Raw genomic sequence first — 17,077 nt, forward strand, 5'->3', positions numbered from 1 at the left:
CCGCGCCGAGGCCCAGTGTAATGGCTGGCAGCGGCCAGCGCCTCCGCGGAACGGTGGACATCTCAAGCTCCTTTCCCCCTCTAGGCCGCTCGGCGGGCGATCGGGACAGCGTGCGCGCACTGACGGGTAAATTGTTGGAATCACCATGCATTTCGAGTGAGACCTGGCGCCGTGCAACGATGTGGCCGGCGGCGTGATCGTCGGCCATAGTGTCCACGTGTTGTATGTCCGCCACGTGCCGGGTCCGCCGCTCTCGGCGCACGTCGCCGAGCTCTGGTACCTTTCGGCTGCTCCGCCTCACGCGACCGAGCGCATCCTGCCCTCCGGTACCCTCCAGCTGGTCGTCAACCTCGACCAGGACGAGGTTCGCGTCTACGACGGCCCCACCATTCGCCGCTACTCCGGTGCCGTCGTCTCGGGCGCGTACCAGTCCGCCTTCGGCGTCGACACACGCGAGCACGCGTCGATGGTCGGGGTCCAGTTCCGCCCCGGCGGCGCGTGGCCGTTCCTCGGCGCGCCGCTCGGCGCGCTGACCGACACGCACGCCGACCTCGCGGACCTCTGGGGGCTGCGAGCGGCGGAGCTCCGTGAACGCCTGTGCTCGGCGCCGGAGCCGCGCGCCCGCTTCGCGCTGCTCGAGCGCGCGCTGCTCGACCGCCTTTCGAACGCGCGCCCCGGTCATCCCCTGGTTCCGCACGCGATCGCGGCGCTCGATGGAGGCGAAAGGCGCGTCGCCGACGTGGCGGTCACGCTCGGCATCAGCCACCGCCGGCTCGTCGACGTGTTCACCGCCGAGACCGGCCTCGCCCCGAAGGCCTTCGCCCGGATCACACGCTTTCGGCGGGCGCTCTTGCAGGCCGAGAGGGAGCGCGAGCCAGACTGGGCCCGGCTCGCTGCCGTGTCAGGGTTCTGCGACCAGTCGCACCTGATCCGCGAGTTCGTGGCGCTCTCCGGCAATTCGCCGACCGCGCTCGTCGCCCACTCCTCCCGCGAACGCGTCAAGCTGCACCACATCGCCATCGCGGCGCCAGCCGCGCCGGACGGGGCGCGCCGAACGGACCGGCAACACGCGCGATCTCGAAGTGTCTCGACCCGATGACCGCGAGGATCAGCGCGGTGCCGGGACGCACCGCAGCGCGATCGGTGGCGAGCCCGGCCGCTTCCAATTCGTCCAAGACCGGGTTGCCCGCCGTGGGTAGACGTGGGTCATGACGCAATGCTCGGTCCAAGTTGACACAGAGGTCGGCGATCCTGGCAAGAAGTGCAACGTAGTTCCGCAGGCGGACGCGCGGCTGCGCGAGGCCATCAGGGTGATCGGGGAAAGGAAGAGCTTCATGACACGCACCCGATCGCTGATCCGAGTCGCCGCCGCTGCCGCCGCCCTGCTCGCGGGGGTCGGGGTTGCCGCACCGGCGGCCGCGCAAGGTGTTATAGGCACCGGCTCCGGGCGAGCCGGGGCCACCGTGGCCGCGGTGGTGGGGCTGCTCGGCGTGGTCATCGGTGGGCTGGCTCTGGCCCGCTCCGTCGGTCGTACCGGCGCCGGTAGCGGGCGAGACAGGGCCATCGTGGCCCTGGTGCTGGGGCTGCTCGGCATGGTCCTCGCTGGGCTGCACCTGGCCACCTCCACCGGTGGTATCGGCACCGGCAATGGGCGAGGCGGGGCCATCGTGGCCCTGGTGCTGGGGCTGATCGGCATGGTCCTCGGTCGACTGGCTCTGGCCCGCTCCCACCGCAGCGGCTGACCGGCTGACCCGGCCATGGTGCCGGGTCAGCGCCCGTGTTGCGGTTCCTGCCCCTCCAGGGCGTGTTCCGGCGGCTTAACGCCAGTTCGGAAGCTGGTCCGGTGAACTTCGCAGCCCGAACGGGCTGCGAGCGAAGGCGTACATCAGGAGCAGGGCGCGCTTCTCGAGCTCGACGAAGCGAGAATAGCGCACGAGCCGAGGGAAGGCGTCGGCCAAGTGTTCGAAGACGTAGTCCTGATAGCTACCCCGCCGATGGCTCGTGAAGCTCGATCGGGTTGCCGTCGGGATCTTCGAGTTGAATCTGCGCGCCCCCCACGCCGCGTTCGATGTCGTTTCGGAAGGGTGCGCCGGCCGCGCGGAGTCGTTCGATGATCGCGGCGAGGTCGTCGACGTAGAGGACGATGCGGTTCCAGCCGCCCGCGACCTGAGCGCTGCCGTCGGGCATCGGGCGCGCGCCGGAGCTGCCTGGGCCGCTCAGGAGCAAGCGCAAGTCACCGCGGGAGACCGTCGCGAACGCCGTGCCGGCCTGCAGGTCGAGCGTGAAGCCCAGTTGCTCGGTGTAGAAGCGAACGGCGCGATCGACGTCCGTGTTCTGGTAGCGGACGACGGCCGAGTTGGCATCGGGGCCTTCCGCGGCCGAGGTCGATTCCTCCGGCGCCTGGTGAAGCTCGACCGGGTTGCCGTCGGGATCCTCGAGCTGAATCTGCGCGCCCCCCACGCCGCTTTCGATGTCGTTTCGGAAGGGGGTCCCGGCCGCGCGGAGTCGTTCGATGATCGCGGCGAGGTCGTCGATGTAGAGGACGATGCGGTTCCAGCCGCCCGCGACCTGAGCGCGGCCATCGGGCATCGGGCGCGCGCCGGAGCTGCCGGGGCCGCTCAGGAGCAAGCGCAAGTCACCGCGGGAGACCGTCGCGAACGCCGTGCCGGCCTGCAGGTCGAGCGTGAAGCCGAGTCGCTCGGTGTAGAAGCGAACGGCGCGATCGACGTCCGTGACCTGGTAGCGGACGACGGCCGAGGTGGCATTGGGGCCTTCCATGGCCGAGGTCGATTCGGTGGTACGGGACATGCAGCCTCCGAGAGAGAGAATGACGAGGATGAGGATGATCTTGACGATGATCTTCATGCGCCGATTCTGTGGCCCGCGCGCGCCGCCGTATTGGACAAATTGGAAGCCGCGGGCCCGAGCGACTGCGACGTGGTCCTCCTTCACCGGTAGGTGTCAAGGTTGGTGCTGCGTGAGTGGGTGAACCGGTGATCTTCACCGGCATCCGGCGTGGTCTTCACTGGCATCAGCTTCGGATTTCAGCGCCCCTCGACCACGTGGCCGCCCGCCGCGCGTCGCGCGACCCGGCTCGGCACCAGCAGCTCCGCGAGCGCGGGGAACGGCCTCGCGAACACCTGACGGACCCTCGTCAGGCAGGTAGGCCCCTGCCAGCGCGGCGGCCCCCGCGCCGATGATCAGCGACTCCGTCGGCTGCCTCATCCCATCCAAGGGACCGCGTTCGTTCCAAGGCCTGCGGGGCCGACCTGATTGCCCCGGGCATGATCATCTGACGTACACTGTCCCCCGGCCCAGCCCCGACCTCACGCCAATCGCCCCGCTCGCGGACGGAGAACGAGATCCGTCGGGCTCAACCCTTTTCCGCCAATCGGCCGTCCCACGGCTCTCCGGCCAATACGCGTACTTCCGCCGCCGCTTCGAGATGAGGCATACGTGTTGCAGTCGCGTCCCGTGTGCGACAACTGGGCACATCGGATGCGCCCCTCCGACGACGGTGCCCAAGAACCATGGGGAGCTGTCATGCGTAGTCTGCTCATAGGTGTACTATCCAGCATCGCGCTCGTGTCCGCCTGCGCTGCTGAAGTGGACGTGACCGAGCCTGATCCTGGCGCGCAGGAGCCCGAAGCATCCGATCGTGACGCAACGCAGGACGAGGTCGGCGTCGCGACCGCGGCGTTCTCACGATCTGACGCTCACGTCCGGATGGCGTACCGCGGTGGCACCGGGGGCAGCTGGTTCGACATCCCGTGTGCGCACGACGAGGTGGCGATCGGATTGTACGGGCGGAGCGGCGCGCTCGTCGACCAGGTGGGTCTCGTCTGCGCGCCGCTCCAGGCAAATGGCAGCATCGGTCCCTACTCCACCCGCGGCTCCGCCGGTGGCTACGGCGGCGGGCCATTCTCCACGCTGTGTCCAAGCGGGGAGGTGCTGGTCGGCCTCGAAGGACGCTCCGGGAAGTATGTGGACCAGATCGGGATCCAGTGCGCCCCGGTGGACGACTGGTGCAGCTGCGGCGGCGTCCGAAACGGCTATTACGCGGGTGGGGGTCCGGGCGGAGGCGCGTTCACCGATACCTGCCCGAAGGGCTACGTCATTACCTCGCTTTCCGGTCGAAGCGGCAGCCTCGCCGACGCCATCCAAGGCGTTTGCACGTATTTGCAGCAGTAGCTCAGCCCTGCGACGGACCGTGCGCTCTCACGAGTCCTCCCCGGATGCCCCGGTCGAAAGGGCGCTGGCCTGAATTCGTCCCTGAATCCACGACAGCCGTAGGCCCTTGGCGAGGGTGCACGAAGGCGTCTTCAGCTCGGCGAAGTCGTCGGTGTACCAGGTCGCTCCTCCACGTGCTGCGCGCCAACGTTTGATCATCCCGGGAGCCGCAAGGAGGTGGAAGGGTGCTGCGCCGTGGTGTCCGCGGTCGCAAACCGGGACGTTCAGATTGCGATTGCTCGGCGCGCCCGGGTGCGCTCTCCTTCGATGCAGGAAGCGGGAGACTCTCCCGCGAGCGCGCCGCGATGAAGCCCTTGTACGAAGCTCGTGCGCCAGAGATCGTGACGGAGCCCGAGCAGGTGGACCAGCTGCCGGCGCTGATCGAGCGGATCGCGGAGCAGACGCGGCGCGACGCCGAGGGCCGGCGGGTGGAGCTGCCGTCGGGGCGCGTCGTCGAGGTGCGATCCGCGGCAGGGGACGAGGAGCGGGTGACGATCCGGAGCGCCTCCGGGGAGATCGAGCTCGACGTGCGCCTCACCGAGCGCGGACCGGTGCTGCGGATCCGGGCGGCGGAGCTCGAGCTCGAGTCGGCGGGCGCGGTGCGCGTCGACTGCGATCGTTTCCACGTGCGCGCCGAGCACGGGATCGTGCACGAGACCGGCGGCGACCTCGCGCAGACGGTCGCCGGCGACGTGACGACGCGGGCGCGCGGCGAGCTGCGCGCCGAGGCCCGTCAGGTGAACCTCGAGGCCACGCGCGGCGACGTGCAGATCGCGGCGAACGATGACGTGCAGCTGCTCGGCGAGCGGATCAAGCTGAACTGCTGAGCGCCGCACGCGGACGCCGCGCGGTGGGCGGCGCCCGCGCTCACCGAGGGCGTACCGCGGGCGGCGTCTGCGCTCACCGACAGCGTGCCGCGGGCGGCGAGGGCGGGGTCGACCGCGCGTCAGAGGGCCGAGAGGGCGCGCTCGACCTGCTCCGCCAGCGCGGACTGCGCGGCGACGCGCCGCTGCCACACGCGCTTCAGCCGCAGGCCGAGCGGCGCGTCGAGCCCCTGCTCCGCGATCTCGAGCGAGAGCTTGCCCCGCCGCTCGGCCCTGACGAGGCGGGCGTACTGCTCGGCCCCGAACCGGTCCGGGTGGCGCCGCTCCCAGGTGCTCGCGTACGCGTCGTCGAAGCGCTCGCGCAGCGCGCGGTCCCCGTGCTTCAGCGCGCGCTCGAGCTCGTCACGCCAGCGCCGCTCGGCCTTCCGCCAGGTGCCCTCGTCGAGGTCGTGCGCGGAGAGCACCTCGCCGCGCAGCGCGCCCCGCTCGGCGAGCTCCGCGCAGACGGTGGCGTACCGCTCGATCGTGACCGACTCTTCCGGGCGCGCTGCGCTCGGCGCCGGCGGCTCCTTCAGCGGGGCTGGTGGTTGCGGCGCCGACGCGGGGGCCGAGGCGCGCGGCGCGGCCCCCGCGGGGGCGGGCGGCTGCGATGGAGCTCCGGCGAAGTCGAGCGCCGCGAGCACCGCTCCCGCCGCTGGGCCGGGCGTCGTGGCCGCGGGCGGGGTGGCGGGCAAGGTGCCCGACCCCGGTGCGCTGCCGGGCCCGTCGAGCGCCAGCGTGCCGCCCGCGGACGCCTCCCGCCGCCGCGGCTCGCCGGAGCGCGACGGCGCGGCCGGCGCGGCCGGCGCGGCCGCCGCGGGGCGCTGGACCGGCGGGCGCCGCGGCGGGACCGCTGGCGCGCTCCCGATGCCCACGCCGGCGACGGCCACCAGGCGCTCCCGCTGCGCCGGGTCGCGCAGCTCGACGTGGGCGCGCCAGGTGATCGTGCAGAGCCGCCGATCCGCGTCGACGTGGAGGCCGTCGGCGTGGAACGCGAGCCGCGCCGGGGCGTCGGGATCGGCGTCGTCGAGGCCGTACACCGCGCCGGCGACGCGCGCGTCCGGCAGCGCGCTCTCGATGCGCGGGCGATCCGGGTGGAAGCCCTCGAGCACGACGACCGTGTCCGGCTGCAGCGCGGAGACCCACTGGTCGCGCGGGGCGCACTGGAAGTACGACCAGTCGAAGGCGCCCGGCACCTCCATCACCTCGGCGTCGAGCCTGGCGCGGGCGCCGGCCGGGAGGCGGCGGCTGCGCGCCGGCCACGCCGCCGCGAGCGGACCGAAGCCGGCGGGCCTCTGCGGATCGACGGGGTCGAGCACGTTCGGCAGCTCGCCGTCGCGCTCGCTGCACCCCAGGGGGTTCTCGGGCACGCCGACGCCGCCGGCGGCGCGCTCGTACACGATCGGCATCCGCACGAACGGCTCCGGCGCCGCCCCGGCCTCCTTGCGGCGCCCGACGACGCGCACCGTCTTGTCGAGGCCCGGCGCCTCGCGCTGGACGAGCGCGAACCGCGCGCTCATCTCCGCGACAGGGCGGCCGCCCGGCGCGGCGGCGTGCCCGAGGGCGGTCACGTCCACGTACTGGCGGTACGGCACCCGATCGCTCGCCGCGGTCACGTGGGTCATCGGGCCGCGGCGGTCGTGGACATCCTTCGTGTGGAACGGCGCCGCCACCTCCGCCGGCCGCATCGGCGACGCGTCGAGCGAGAAGCTGGCCTTCACGACGACCGTCAGCCGGAGCTTGCCCTCGTGGCGCCAGGGGACCGTGTCCACGGTCGCCTGCGCCGCCGCCGCCGACGCCGCCGGCGTGAGCGACGCGCACGCGACGCCGCCCGCGGTGCCTGGCAAGAACGGCAAGGCGCGCGCCGCGAACTGCGCGGCCTGCGCGTCGTCGACCGGGAGTGTCCCCTTCGGCTCGCTCATGTCCCCGTCGTGCACGGTCGCAACCGCGCCTCCCGAGGTCAAGGGCTCTTCCAGCGATCGCGGGCCGCAACGACCCTTGGAGTCGTCGCCGGTGTGTGGCGGTGCGCGGATGGCTTCATCACCTGGCCGCCGAGCTCGGCCAGAGGCGCGCGCCTGCGGCGGGAGATCCCAACAAAATACCGAGTCGCCGCCCGCGCGCGCCACGTACCATGACCGCATGACGAAGAGGCTCACCGACCCCTTTCACGTGCTGCCGGAGGCGCAGCGCCACGAGCTCATGCGCGACACGGTGATGGCGATCTTCGGCCCCGCGGTGGGTCAGGGCTTCTGGGATCAGATGGAGCCGCTGCTGACCGACACACGGCGCCAGCCAGGCGACGCGGAGGAGCCGGAGAAGAACTTCTGGCAGGGCCGGTGGCGCATCTACGAGGCAGAGTGAGCGCGGAGCAACGGCCGTGAGCGACGACCCGACGCCGCCCGCCGCGCGCGCGCCTGCGCACAGACCGCGCAGGCCGCGCCGCAAGACCGAGCTGCTCCTGCAGGGCGAGCCCGACGGGCGGCGGTGGATCGCCTGGATCTCGAAGCGCACCTACCGGATCCACAACGGGCGCTGCGAGCTCGACGCCCCCGGGCAGCAGGAGGTCCTGCACGACGACGAGATCCCGTACAGCGAGGATCGCAAGCCGCCGAGGGTCTCTCCGCCGATCGCCGTCGACGAGATGCTCCCTTTCCGGCGCGCGACCGACGTCGTCATCCAGGCCTTCGCCCACGCCTACAAGCCCGACACCCGCACGCTCACCGCGAGCGTCCGGTTCGGCAAGCACCACCGCGAGATCGTCGTCCACGGCGACCGCGTGGGTGAGATCGACCGCGCGGGCCGGCCGCGCTTCTCCGAGCCTGCGCCGATCGAGGTGGTCCCGATCCGCTACGACTACGCCTACGGCGGCGTCGATCTGACGGCGCTCGGCCGGAACGGCGACCTCCTCGGCCAGCTCGTCCAGGAGGCCCGCCGAGGCATCGACCGGCTCGCCGACACGGTGTACCATTACCCGAGAAATCCTTGTGGTTACGGGTACTTGATGGAGCTCGACGCCGAGAGCTTCGCGGGGCGGCCGATCCCCAACCTCGAGTTCCCGTTCGACCCGCTGACGCCCCAGCGCCTCGCCGTGGGCAAGCCGTACCGGTGGATCCATGCGCCGCTGCCGGCAGGCTGGGATTACCAGTCCATGGCCTGGTTTCCCAGGCTCGCTTACCTCGGGCTCGCCCCCTATTGCCAGAGCGACGGCAAGCTCCCCGCCGAGGTCGAGCGCGGCTGGGCCGCCCGGGATGTCCTCTCGATTCCGCCGCTCTATCAGGACCCCGGCGGCCCGCTCCGGCCGGAGTACGCGCAGGTCGCGTCGCCCGGGATGAGCGTCTCCGACCTCGCGCCGGACGAGTACTTCGAGCTGCATCACGTGCACCCGAACCGGCAAGTCTACTCCTTCCACCTGCCCGGCGAGGTGCCCCGGGTGATGCTGGAGCTCGCGCCCGGCCGGGCGCTCACCGAGGCGGAGTCCCACCTCTGCTCGGTGCTCGTGCGGCCGGTCCCGGGCGAGGTCGTGGTGGTCTGGAGCGCCCGGGCCCCCGTGGCCCCGGATTTCACCGAGGAGCAGATGATGAACCTGCGGCGCGAGGTGCGCTGGACCTCGGCCGCGCGATCGGCTCGATGATCGACCCGATGAAGGAGCGCGGACAATGTCGTACGGCTGCCTGACCGTCACGCGGTGGAACGTGTTCCTCGGCCTCTCGTGGCACGAGGCCCTGTTCTGGTGGCCGATGCCGCCGCCCGGGGCCTACGTGCCCCAGAAGTACTGGCCTCATTTCCAGACGGGGCTCGTCAGCGGCACGCACCTCTTCTCGTTCTGGTCGGAGCAGGACAAGCACGAGATACAGCTCGACGGCGTGCACTGGATGGGGCGGGGGAGCGACGCGAGCCTCGTCGTCCCGCACGTGGACGTGGTCCAGGGGTGGAATCCGCTCCTGCCCTGGACCATCCTCTTCGGGAGCTCCATCTCGGTCTGGGGGACGAGCGGGGTCACGATCGGATGCGATAACCCGATCTTCGGCGAGACGACCTGCGATCTCGCGTGCTCGCCGTTCAAGACCGTGCCGTTCTCGCTCCACCTCGCGTGCAACAGCCCGATCAGCCTGCCGCTCGATTTCACCATCGTCTGGGGCACCGCCAAGGCCGGCTTCACCTGGACCGATTTCATCGCGTGCCTCGTCGACATCGCGATCGAGATCGCGATGGACATCCTGATGAAGTTCGGCGGCCAGATCGCGGGCAAGCTGTGGAAGGGCGCGAAGGCCGCGGGGAAGGGGCTGGTGAAGGGCGCGAAGATGGCCGCCGCCAAGAGCGCGGATCTCGCGCAGCCGTTCTTCAAGCGGGCCGGCAAGGCCCTCGCGCGGGAGAGCGCCGAGGGGACGCTCGCGAAGATCCTCAAGGAGTCCGCCGAGGAGGCGGCCGACGACGTCGCGTCGAAGGTGGGCAAGCAGGCGGCGGAGAGCTTCTCGGACTCGCTCAGCCGGCTGCGATCGCAGAGCGACGAGCTGCTCGAGGAGCTCGCGGAGGCCGCGGACGGCAGCGTGTGGAAGTCGTTCAAGCAGGGCGCCGCGGAGCTCGGCGAGAGCGCCGCCGATCGCATGAAGAAGCTCGGGAAGAGCCTTGGCGCCGCGGCGAAGTCGGTGAAGGACACGATCATCGCCGTGAAGACGTGGAAGAAGGTGACCGAGCAGAACCTCCTGCAGTCGCGGAAGGTGAGCAGCATCCTCAAGTACACGGCGCTGGCGAACGGGTTCAAATACTCGAAGAAGGTCGGCGGGAAACTCTACAGCTCCATCGACGCGCAGTACCACGACCCCGGGGATCTCGACGCTGGGTCGGACGGGTACAGCTTCGGGCCGTTCGCGCTCGGGAGCAGGAGCGGCGTCTACGACGACCTCGGGGACCCCGTGGGGGACACGGATGATGACGACGACGATGATGGCAAGACCAGCAAGACCGTGGTTGGCGATCGGTTCGCCTGGAGGGGCGACGCGAGCGCGAATGTGCGCGTGAGCGAGCGCTTCTCGTGGTCCGATCAGAGCGCGGAGAGCGGCGGGAGCGCGGGTGTGGACGACCGCTTTGCCTGGATCGTGAGCGACGCCGCCACGTCCGGCGCGTAGCTCCACCCACCCGGAGTCAGGCCAGGGATCCGGGCGAACGGCACCACAATTGCCATCAGCTCTTCCTCGACCAGTCCTCGACCCGCACGATCACGGTGACCATCACGGCCGATCATGCCGGCTACGCCGCGAACCATGGGCGCAAATTCGGAGATAAAGGGACGATCACCTACGCCAATGGCGTCGCGACCTACGGTTAGAGCGGCAAACCGTTAGAAAAGAATCCAATCCTCCGCCGCACCATTGCGGAGACCACGCCTTCGGCCGAGCGCGGCCCGTCCCATCACGCCTCCACCCCGTACTTGGCCAGCCACTGTTTCAGGCGCTGGTAGCTCCTGAAGCCGATGAGCGCCGCCGCGCGCGTCTTGTTCTGGTTCGCTTCCTTCATGGCCCGCTCCAGGTAGTGCCGGACGACGTGGGCGATGGTCTCCTCGAGGCTGAAGCCCTCGCCGAGCGGCTGGCCCAGCACCGCATCCCGCGGCGTGTCTTCGCGGACGAACAGCGCCTCGCGGACCTCGACGACATCGATCACCGGCCCGCGCGCCCAGACGAAGGCGCGCCAGAGGGTCCCCTCGAGCTCCCGGACGTTCCCCGGCCAGGGGTGACGGAGCAGGTGGTTCCTCGCGGCGGGAGAGAGCTTCTTCTGGGTGCCTCCGGGGCCCGCTTCGTTGTTGAGGCGTTCGAGGAACTGGTCGATCAGCAGGCCCACGTCGCCCTCGCGTTCGCGGAGGGGCGGCGTGTGCAGGACCAGGATCGCCAGCCGGTAGAAGAGATCCTCGTGGAATCGACCCTGGCCGACCTCACGCATCAGATCCCGGTTGGTCGCGGCGATGACGCGCACGTCGACGGGGACCTCCTGCCTGCCGCCGACGGGGCGGATCTTCTTCTCCTGGAGGGCGCGGAGCAGCTTCACCTGCGCATCGGGCGGCAGCTCGCCGACTTCGTCGAGGAAAAGCGTCCCGCCGGTCGCGCGCCCGAGGTGCCCCTGGTGGTCGGCGACGGCGCCCGGGAAGGCGCCCCGGGTGTGCCCGAAGAACTCGGAGTCCACGAGCTCTCGGGGCAGGGCGCCGCAGTTGACGGCCACGAAGGGGCCCTCGGCGCGCGGGCTCGCCTGGTGGATGGCGCGGGCGAGGAGCTCCTTTCCGGTCCCGGACTCGCCCTGGATGAGGACGGGCGCCATGGTGCCGGCGGCCCGCTGCGCGCGGTGGAGCAGCCGCTTCATCACCTCGCTCCGGTGGACGATGTCCGAGAACGCCGGCTCGTCGGGCCGGAAGCCGTCCGAGAGGCGGGCGAGCTCTTCCTCGAAGGGGATCAGCTCCGCGGCGAGCTCGAAGGGCACGTCGGCGGTCTGGACGCCGGTCTGGGGCGATGACTCGATGAGCTCCGCCTCGAAGCGCGTCTTCGCGACGAGGATCCAGATGGCCGCCATCGCGGGCGTGCCCGGGCTCAGGTGGAAGGTCCGCTTGGCCCTCTTCCCGTACTGCTCGATCGACCAGGCCACAGCCTCCATGACGGCGCGGTAGATGTCCGCGTGGCGCGCCGGGGTGGAGAGCGCCTCCTGCCGGAGGACGATGCTCGCCTTCGTCTTGGTCCTGAGCCATCGCGTGAACGGCGCGACCTCCTCTCCTGGATGGTTGTTCAGCAGGACGAGGTGGTCGAACGCGCGCTCGGCGACGGCGTGCGCGATGGGGCCTTCGCCGACCGTGGCGTCGCCCGACGCCGCCTTGATATCGGTCTTCCCGATCCATGCGAGGAGAACACGGGCCATCGTGCTCGCCAGCGTAACAAACCTTCTGGCAGCGGAGCAACGCGCCTTCTGCTCGCTGCTGTGGTTCCGACGGGAGGCCCGGCCGCCCGGTCGCGCGGCGCTGCTCCGGCCCGGCCTGGAGCGCGACGGTCCCGCGCAGCGCGCCGGGACCGGCTAGCCCTGGCTCGATCGGGACGCGCGATCCGCCGGGTACGGACGTACGTTCAGGCCGGTCCAGCGCATGAGGTGGCCGAGGACGGAGCCGAACACCACGTGACCGATCAAGCTCAGAACGAACGTCTTCGGCGTGAGCCGGAAGAGCAGCTCCTCGCCATGGGGCGCGGCGAGCACCGTGATGATGAGGCAAGTCCAGACGAAGACGCCGTACTTCACGGCAGCCTGGACGACCTCACGCCCTCTGGCGAAGACGGGGTAGACCATGAAGAACGCGACACCCATGCCACCCCCGTTTCCAAGCCAGCGCCAGGCATAACCGAGCGGCGCGTGGCCCTCGTGTCGATGGAGCAGCTGCGCGCCGATGTTCGGGATGAAGTCGTGCCATTGTCCGGTGAGCATCCAGGGCGCCCTCGTGACGTCGTACATCCACACCGCAATGAGCGCCATCAGGTACCCGCGGGCGGCGAGCCGGCCGTAGCGCGGGAAGCGGACGCCGAGGGCGATCGCAGCGAACGCGGCGGGGAGCGCCACGCCAGGACCCGAGAGGTGCAGCGGGACGATCTCGAACATCGCCAGCGCCAGGCAGACGATGGGCATGAACCCGAGCACCCCGAAGCTCAGAGGGACCCAGATGTCCCGGCGAAGCTTGACCCGATCCAGGAGCGCCGCGAGGAGCAGCGACACGTCATCTTGCTCCGCGATCGGAACGCCCGCGCCCGCGTGCGCCGCCACGCCGCGCGCGTCCAGATTCTCCAGCGCTCGCCGCCAGGGAGAAGCCTCGTCGCCGCCGTGATCGCTCCGCGCCCGCTGGCGCGAATCGCCGCTCGCTTCGCGCGATCCCTCGCGCTGAAGTTGCTTGTTCGAGTCCGGGTCGGTCGTGATGAGCAGCATGATGCGACAAATCCACGTGAGCCGGGTTCGCCGCTGGATGTGCTGGTTGTCGCGAAGTCCTGTCAAGGGCTGGTGAGGCTCGTTTCCCTTCTCTCCGTCGATGTATGATATAGAGTCTTCCATGAGACTACTCCAGTGTTGGCGATGGACGTCGCGGGCGCGCGAGCGCTCCGCGTCGCGGCGCCGAGAAAGCTGCGGCAAACCGACCCACCACGAGACGGGCAGCGATTCGATGCCGCTTGTGCGATGCGTGGCGCCGCTGCTCGCCTCGAAGGCGCTGCGAGCGCACGTCGAGATCTTTGCCGCTCGACCCTGACGAACCCCGCGTCGGGAACCACATGGCGATGGCTGCCTGCCTGCCTGCCCGCGTGTCGTTCTGAACAGCGCAGCCGCTCTGCCTCTTCCGGAGCCTGATTCGTTCGATGGCCCCGAGACGGCAGTCCCGGCGAACGAGCAGGAGCAGCAAGCGCGTCGCCCAGCTCGATGCGAAGCTGACCAGGAAGGACGCGGTGATTGCCGAGATCTACGAGGAGCACGCCGGAGTGGTTTTTTCTGGAACCAGGGTGCATTGATCCGGTTTTGAATTTATTTTCCGGATTCAGCCGTCGATTGTCTGGGTCCCAGCGGCGAAGTTCTCGATGGATCCTGTGTTTGCATAGAATCTAGAACGAATTTCTAGATTTCGCCTTATCCGCGTTCTGCGGCCGCCGCACGACGCACGGCCGCGAGCACCTCGGGCGAGGAGAACGTCGGGAGACGCATGCTGCGACTCCGAGACTCCAATGACTCAAGCATCTTACACGCACATTGCGCCCCCTCGAGCCCGGACCCCGAAGCTCCAGGCGCTCGCGCGCGCCGGAGGATCTCGGTAAACTCGCCTCCGTGGCTCAACGCGGCGAAGGGCTCGTGCCCCTGGTTCCCTCGGCCCTCCTCTCGAGCCGCTGGTCGCGGGATAACCTCATCACCCCCGATCCGTCTCGCCTCTACACCGGGCTCTTCTCGGCGCGCGTCGGCGTCGAGCAGCTGCAGGAGCAGGTCGACGCGCTGACCTCGGTGCTCTGAGGCTTCGAGGTGGAGGAGGCGAACCTCGGTGTGCTGTCCTGGAACGTCCGCGGCCGGGATCGGCGCGGCCCCGTCCACCTGGTCCTGCCGCTCGGCATCGACCAGGCGGGCGTCGGCGGACGCAGCAAGGCGCGCGTGCCTGAGCGCTGCTTCGAGCACGCGCGCACCTTCACCGAGCGCCGGCTGGATCGCTATCTCCTGGCTCCGGACCAGCTCGTCGAAGCGCGGGGCGCCGGGGAGGGGGCCTGTTTTCGGCTGCCGAGCGGCTATCTCCCTCTGACCTTCGGTATGGGTCGCGCCCGAGTCGACGTCGTCGGCGAGGACGGTGCCTGGGGGATCGGCCTCGGGGCACGCTCGACTCGAGAGATCCTCGTCGAGCTCTGCGCGGCCATGGCTTACCATTACGACCTCGAGAGCGGGACGATGATCGCCGACGTCGTGATCAACGACGGCGACTTCCTGGTGAAGCGGGATCGCGACGGCAGCTTCGCGCTCCGCTGGACGACGGCGCGCACCCTGGAGAGCGGCGTCGGCCCCGAGCGGTTCTTGCTCTATCTCATGCAGCTCATGGCTTACGAGGACTGGGAGGTCGGCGGCGATCTGCTCGGGCTCCCTGTTCCGCTCACCGATCCCGAGGCCGTGTTCGCCGGCTTCACGCGGGGAAGGGGCCTGCGCTGCTTGGACCTCGGCGAGGGGCCCGCGCGCGGCGTCGCGCAGGCTCAGGCGCTCCTCGATTCGTTTGCACGTTCTCGAGAAGGCAGGGCCTATCGCCCCTGGGTCGAGCGCTACCGCGATCCCCATTCCTCACCGGCCTTGGTGTCCGATGATCCGCGGCGGCCCTGGTGGAACCTTGTCGAGCTGCGGCAACGCCGCGACCGATTGCGGCTAGAGCGCGGCGAGGAAGCTGCCGCGCCGCTCAGCACGCTCATCGAACGGTTGCTCGGGGTGGTCGGCGTCGCGGAGCCCGCGGACACCGGCACGGCGCCCTCGGTCAACGACGTCGATCGCAGGGAGGTGCTCGACCTGCTCGAGAGCGCTGGCGTCAGGGCCGATGCGCGCGCGTCCGCTGCCGACACATGGTTCGAGAGCTGGCCTTACCGGAGTCGCGCCGAGCTCGAAGCGCGCCTGCCGGGCCTCGCCGCCTTGCCACCGAGCCGGCTTCTTTGTCCAGGCGTCGCGCCGGCCGAGGAGGAGGGCACGCTCGCCGCTCTCGATCGCTGGTCCCGCGCTCGCCCGGCCCGTGAGCTGGCCAATCCGGAGCTCTTCGGAGGACGGCGCCTGCCACCGGACGCCCTCGCCACGGCCGCGTCGCTCCTGCCCAGCTTCGAGGCCTTCATGGACGACGCCCTCCACGACCCGCGCTGGGGCTACTACGCCAACCGAGTCGTCATCGGACAAGAAGGTCACTTCTCGACCCATCCCGAGAACCTGACGCCGCACTATGGCCGCTGGGTGGCCGTCTGGGCCTTCGAGGTGTGGAGAGAGCTTCGAGCGAGCGGCAAGCTGCGGCAAGATGAGCCCTTCTCGCTCGTCGAGCTCGGCGCGGGCAACGGACGCCTTGCCCGCGATGTCCTGGATGCGGTCCGGAGCCTGAGCCGATCGAGCGACGACTGGCGGCGCTTCCGGGAGGTCCTCGAGGTTCGCATCTACGAGATCTCGGATCCCCTGCGCAAGAAGCAGCAGGCGCTGCTCGGCGCCGACGCCCGCGTGCTCGTGGGAGACGCGCGGGCGCCGGCAGACTGCCTGCGCCGCGACTTCCCCGAGGGGCTCGTGGGGCTCGTCGTCACCAACGAACTGCCGGACGCCTTCGGGGTCCACAAGGTCCGTCTCTCGGCCAGCGGGGACGCCGAGGCGGTCCTGGTCGTCCCGCGCATCGAGTCACGGCTCCTCGAAGCGCTCCGCCCGGAGCTCCGAGACGCGTGCCGTGAGGCCGACGCGCGTCTGCGTCAGCTGCTCGGCGAGACCCGCCACGGCGGTGAGCTCCTGCTCGATCGGAGCTGTCTGGGAGATCTGATGACCGCCCTCTACCAGCTCCCCGCGGCCCGGCGCGAGCCGCTGATCGACCAGGTCTGGTTCGACGAGGTGCTCGTGCCGGCCGCCTGCTTCGGCTCGCTCGCGGAGGTCCTGCGGCGTGGCGCGTCCGAAATGGCTCGCGCCCTGGCAGCTGAGCCGTCCGGGGTCATCACCTATGTGAACGTGCACGCGACCCGCTTCATCGGCGAGCTCGCCAAGGTCCTGCGCCTGGGCCAGATCCTCACCATCGATTACGGCGACACGACCTGGGGTCTGATCCAGGGGGCCAGGCAGGGCCAGTTTCCTTTCCGGATCTACTGCGATGAAGGGAGCTATCTCCCGCGCCCCAACACCCCGTACTCGCGTCCGGGCGCGCAGGACCTGACGGCCGACGTCAACTTCACCGATCTCTCGCTGGCGGCTCGCGAGGCCGGGCTCGAGCACGTCTACTTCGGCCCTGAACGCGCGATCGCCGGCCGCGAATTTCCTCGAGTCCTCGCGTCCACCGATCAGCGCCCGTTCGCCGAGCTCGTGGGGAACTCGGTCTTCAAGCTGCTCGTCGTGGGACGCGGAGTGTCGTACTTCCCGGAGCTGCGAGGGCTCGAGCCGCTCCCGCTGCTCGCGCACGCCCGAGGCGACGCTCGATGACGGATCCACGCTCGGAGCCTTTTCCGGGATGCCCACGTTCGAAGAGCTTCGACTCGTCTTCACGGACAAGAGCAGGCCGCTCAGGGGGACCGTCCGATGATCTCCACGAGCGCTCGCTCCCTGGTCGCGCCCCGGCAGACGGCGCGCCCGGTGAGGCGCGAGGCGCAGCAATTTCACCGCGTCCGCAGGCCTTGCGCCCGCGCCCCGGCGACGTGGCGGCGCAGCGGCTCCGGGGCGCGGGTGCACGCTGGTCGGCCTCTTGCATGCTCCGTCGAGCGGGCACGGGGGAGCGGAGCTCGCAATGGGGGCGGGCGTACTCA

Annotated in this window: 13 protein-coding genes; 9 read left to right on the top strand and 4 right to left on the bottom strand. The window is 70.3% G+C overall.

Annotated features, from left to right (window positions below):
• The first annotated feature begins 217 nt into the window (after positions 1-217).
• Positions 218-1,099 (top strand): DUF6597 domain-containing transcriptional factor, encoded by an 882-nt coding sequence (locus WME97_RS10025; RefSeq protein ID WP_437551502.1) that lies wholly within the window; start codon positions 218-220, stop codon positions 1,097-1,099.
• A gap of 235 nt (positions 1,100-1,334) precedes the next feature.
• Positions 1,335-1,742, top strand: a complete 408-nt coding sequence (locus tag WME97_RS10030; RefSeq protein WP_437555350.1) for a DUF6223 family protein — start codon at positions 1,335-1,337, stop codon at positions 1,740-1,742.
• Positions 1,743-1,983: 241 nt separating this feature from the next.
• On the opposite strand, the gene WME97_RS10035 is transcribed toward WME97_RS10030, so the two are convergent.
• Positions 1,984-2,865, bottom strand: a complete 882-nt coding sequence (locus WME97_RS10035; RefSeq protein WP_437551504.1) for a VOC family protein — start codon at positions 2,863-2,865, stop codon at positions 1,984-1,986.
• A 678-nt stretch (positions 2,866-3,543) separates the two neighbouring features.
• Between WME97_RS10035 and WME97_RS10040 the strand changes: the two genes are divergently transcribed.
• Positions 3,544-4,191 carry a hypothetical protein gene (locus WME97_RS10040; protein WP_437551506.1) on the top strand — a complete coding sequence of 216 codons (648 nt, stop codon included), beginning with the start codon at positions 3,544-3,546 and terminating at the stop codon, positions 4,189-4,191.
• Positions 4,192-4,535: 344 nt separating this feature from the next.
• The gene (locus WME97_RS10045) at positions 4,536-5,057 is read left to right on the top strand and encodes a hypothetical protein (RefSeq protein WP_437551508.1); all 522 of its coding nucleotides are present in this window, start codon (positions 4,536-4,538) and stop codon (positions 5,055-5,057) included.
• A 119-nt stretch (positions 5,058-5,176) separates the two neighbouring features.
• Here the strand turns inward: WME97_RS10045 and WME97_RS10050 are convergent, their stop codons facing one another.
• Positions 5,177-7,015 carry a DUF2169 family type VI secretion system accessory protein gene (locus WME97_RS10050; RefSeq protein ID WP_437551510.1) on the bottom strand — a complete coding sequence of 613 codons (1,839 nt, stop codon included), beginning with the start codon at positions 7,013-7,015 and terminating at the stop codon, positions 5,177-5,179.
• Positions 7,016-7,232: 217 nt separating this feature from the next.
• Between WME97_RS10050 and WME97_RS10055 the strand changes: the two genes are divergently transcribed.
• Genes WME97_RS10055 through WME97_RS10065 form a run of 3 tightly spaced genes read left to right on the top strand, consistent with a single transcriptional unit; the run spans position 7,233 to position 10,219 of the window.
• Positions 7,233-7,454 carry a hypothetical protein gene (locus WME97_RS10055; protein WP_437551512.1) on the top strand — a complete coding sequence of 74 codons (222 nt, stop codon included), beginning with the start codon at positions 7,233-7,235 and terminating at the stop codon, positions 7,452-7,454.
• Between the two features lie 16 nt (positions 7,455-7,470).
• A complete protein-coding gene (locus WME97_RS10060; RefSeq protein ID WP_437551514.1) occupies positions 7,471-8,724 on the top strand; it encodes a DUF2169 domain-containing protein in 1,254 nt (417 codons plus the stop codon).
• A gap of 25 nt (positions 8,725-8,749) precedes the next feature.
• The gene (locus WME97_RS10065) at positions 8,750-10,219 is read left to right on the top strand and encodes a hypothetical protein (protein WP_437551517.1); all 1,470 of its coding nucleotides are present in this window, start codon (positions 8,750-8,752) and stop codon (positions 10,217-10,219) included.
• 283 nt (positions 10,220-10,502) lie between these two features.
• Here the strand turns inward: WME97_RS10065 and WME97_RS10070 are convergent, their stop codons facing one another.
• The gene (locus WME97_RS10070; RefSeq protein ID WP_437551519.1) at positions 10,503-11,987 is read right to left on the bottom strand and encodes a sigma-54 interaction domain-containing protein; all 1,485 of its coding nucleotides are present in this window, start codon (positions 11,985-11,987) and stop codon (positions 10,503-10,505) included.
• Between the two features lie 153 nt (positions 11,988-12,140).
• A complete protein-coding gene (locus tag WME97_RS10075) occupies positions 12,141-13,034 on the bottom strand; it encodes a hypothetical protein (RefSeq protein ID WP_437551521.1) in 894 nt (297 codons plus the stop codon).
• Positions 13,035-13,916: 882 nt separating this feature from the next.
• On the opposite strand from WME97_RS10075, the gene WME97_RS10080 reads away from it, so the two are divergent.
• Together WME97_RS10080 and WME97_RS10085 are read left to right on the top strand one after the other, a co-directional pair.
• The gene (locus WME97_RS10080) at positions 13,917-14,096 is read left to right on the top strand and encodes a hypothetical protein (protein ID WP_437551523.1); all 180 of its coding nucleotides are present in this window, start codon (positions 13,917-13,919) and stop codon (positions 14,094-14,096) included.
• A 9-nt stretch (positions 14,097-14,105) separates the two neighbouring features.
• Positions 14,106-16,757: an SAM-dependent methyltransferase gene (locus tag WME97_RS10085; RefSeq protein WP_437551525.1), complete on the top strand. Its 2,652-nt coding sequence runs from the start codon at positions 14,106-14,108 to the stop codon at positions 16,755-16,757.
• The last annotated feature ends 320 nt before the right edge of the window (positions 16,758-17,077 follow it).

The sequence above is a fragment of the Sorangium sp. So ce367 genome (assembly GCF_051520455.1).
Taxonomy (GTDB): Bacteria; Myxococcota_A; Polyangia; order Polyangiales; family Polyangiaceae; genus Sorangium; species Sorangium cellulosum_B.

What these genes read in the sequence shown, in the direction of transcription:
- WME97_RS10030 (WP_437555350.1), top strand. Translation starts at nt 1,335, where the DNA reads ATGACACGCACCCGATCGCTGATCCGAGTCGCCGCCGCTGCCGCCGCC.
- WME97_RS10035 (WP_437551504.1), bottom strand. Translation starts at nt 2,865, where the DNA reads ATGAAGATCATCGTCAAGATCATCCTCATCCTCGTCATTCTCTCTCTC.
- WME97_RS10040 (WP_437551506.1), top strand. Translation starts at nt 3,544, where the DNA reads ATGCGTAGTCTGCTCATAGGTGTACTATCCAGCATCGCGCTCGTGTCC.
- WME97_RS10045 (WP_437551508.1), top strand. Translation starts at nt 4,536, where the DNA reads ATGAAGCCCTTGTACGAAGCTCGTGCGCCAGAGATCGTGACGGAGCCC.
- WME97_RS10050 (WP_437551510.1), bottom strand. Translation starts at nt 7,015, where the DNA reads ATGAGCGAGCCGAAGGGGACACTCCCGGTCGACGACGCGCAGGCCGCG.
- WME97_RS10055 (WP_437551512.1), top strand. Translation starts at nt 7,233, where the DNA reads ATGACGAAGAGGCTCACCGACCCCTTTCACGTGCTGCCGGAGGCGCAG.
- WME97_RS10065 (WP_437551517.1), top strand. Translation starts at nt 8,750, where the DNA reads ATGTCGTACGGCTGCCTGACCGTCACGCGGTGGAACGTGTTCCTCGGC.
- WME97_RS10070 (WP_437551519.1), bottom strand. Translation starts at nt 11,987, where the DNA reads ATGGCCCGTGTTCTCCTCGCATGGATCGGGAAGACCGATATCAAGGCG.
- WME97_RS10075 (WP_437551521.1), bottom strand. Translation starts at nt 13,034, where the DNA reads ATGCTGCTCATCACGACCGACCCGGACTCGAACAAGCAACTTCAGCGC.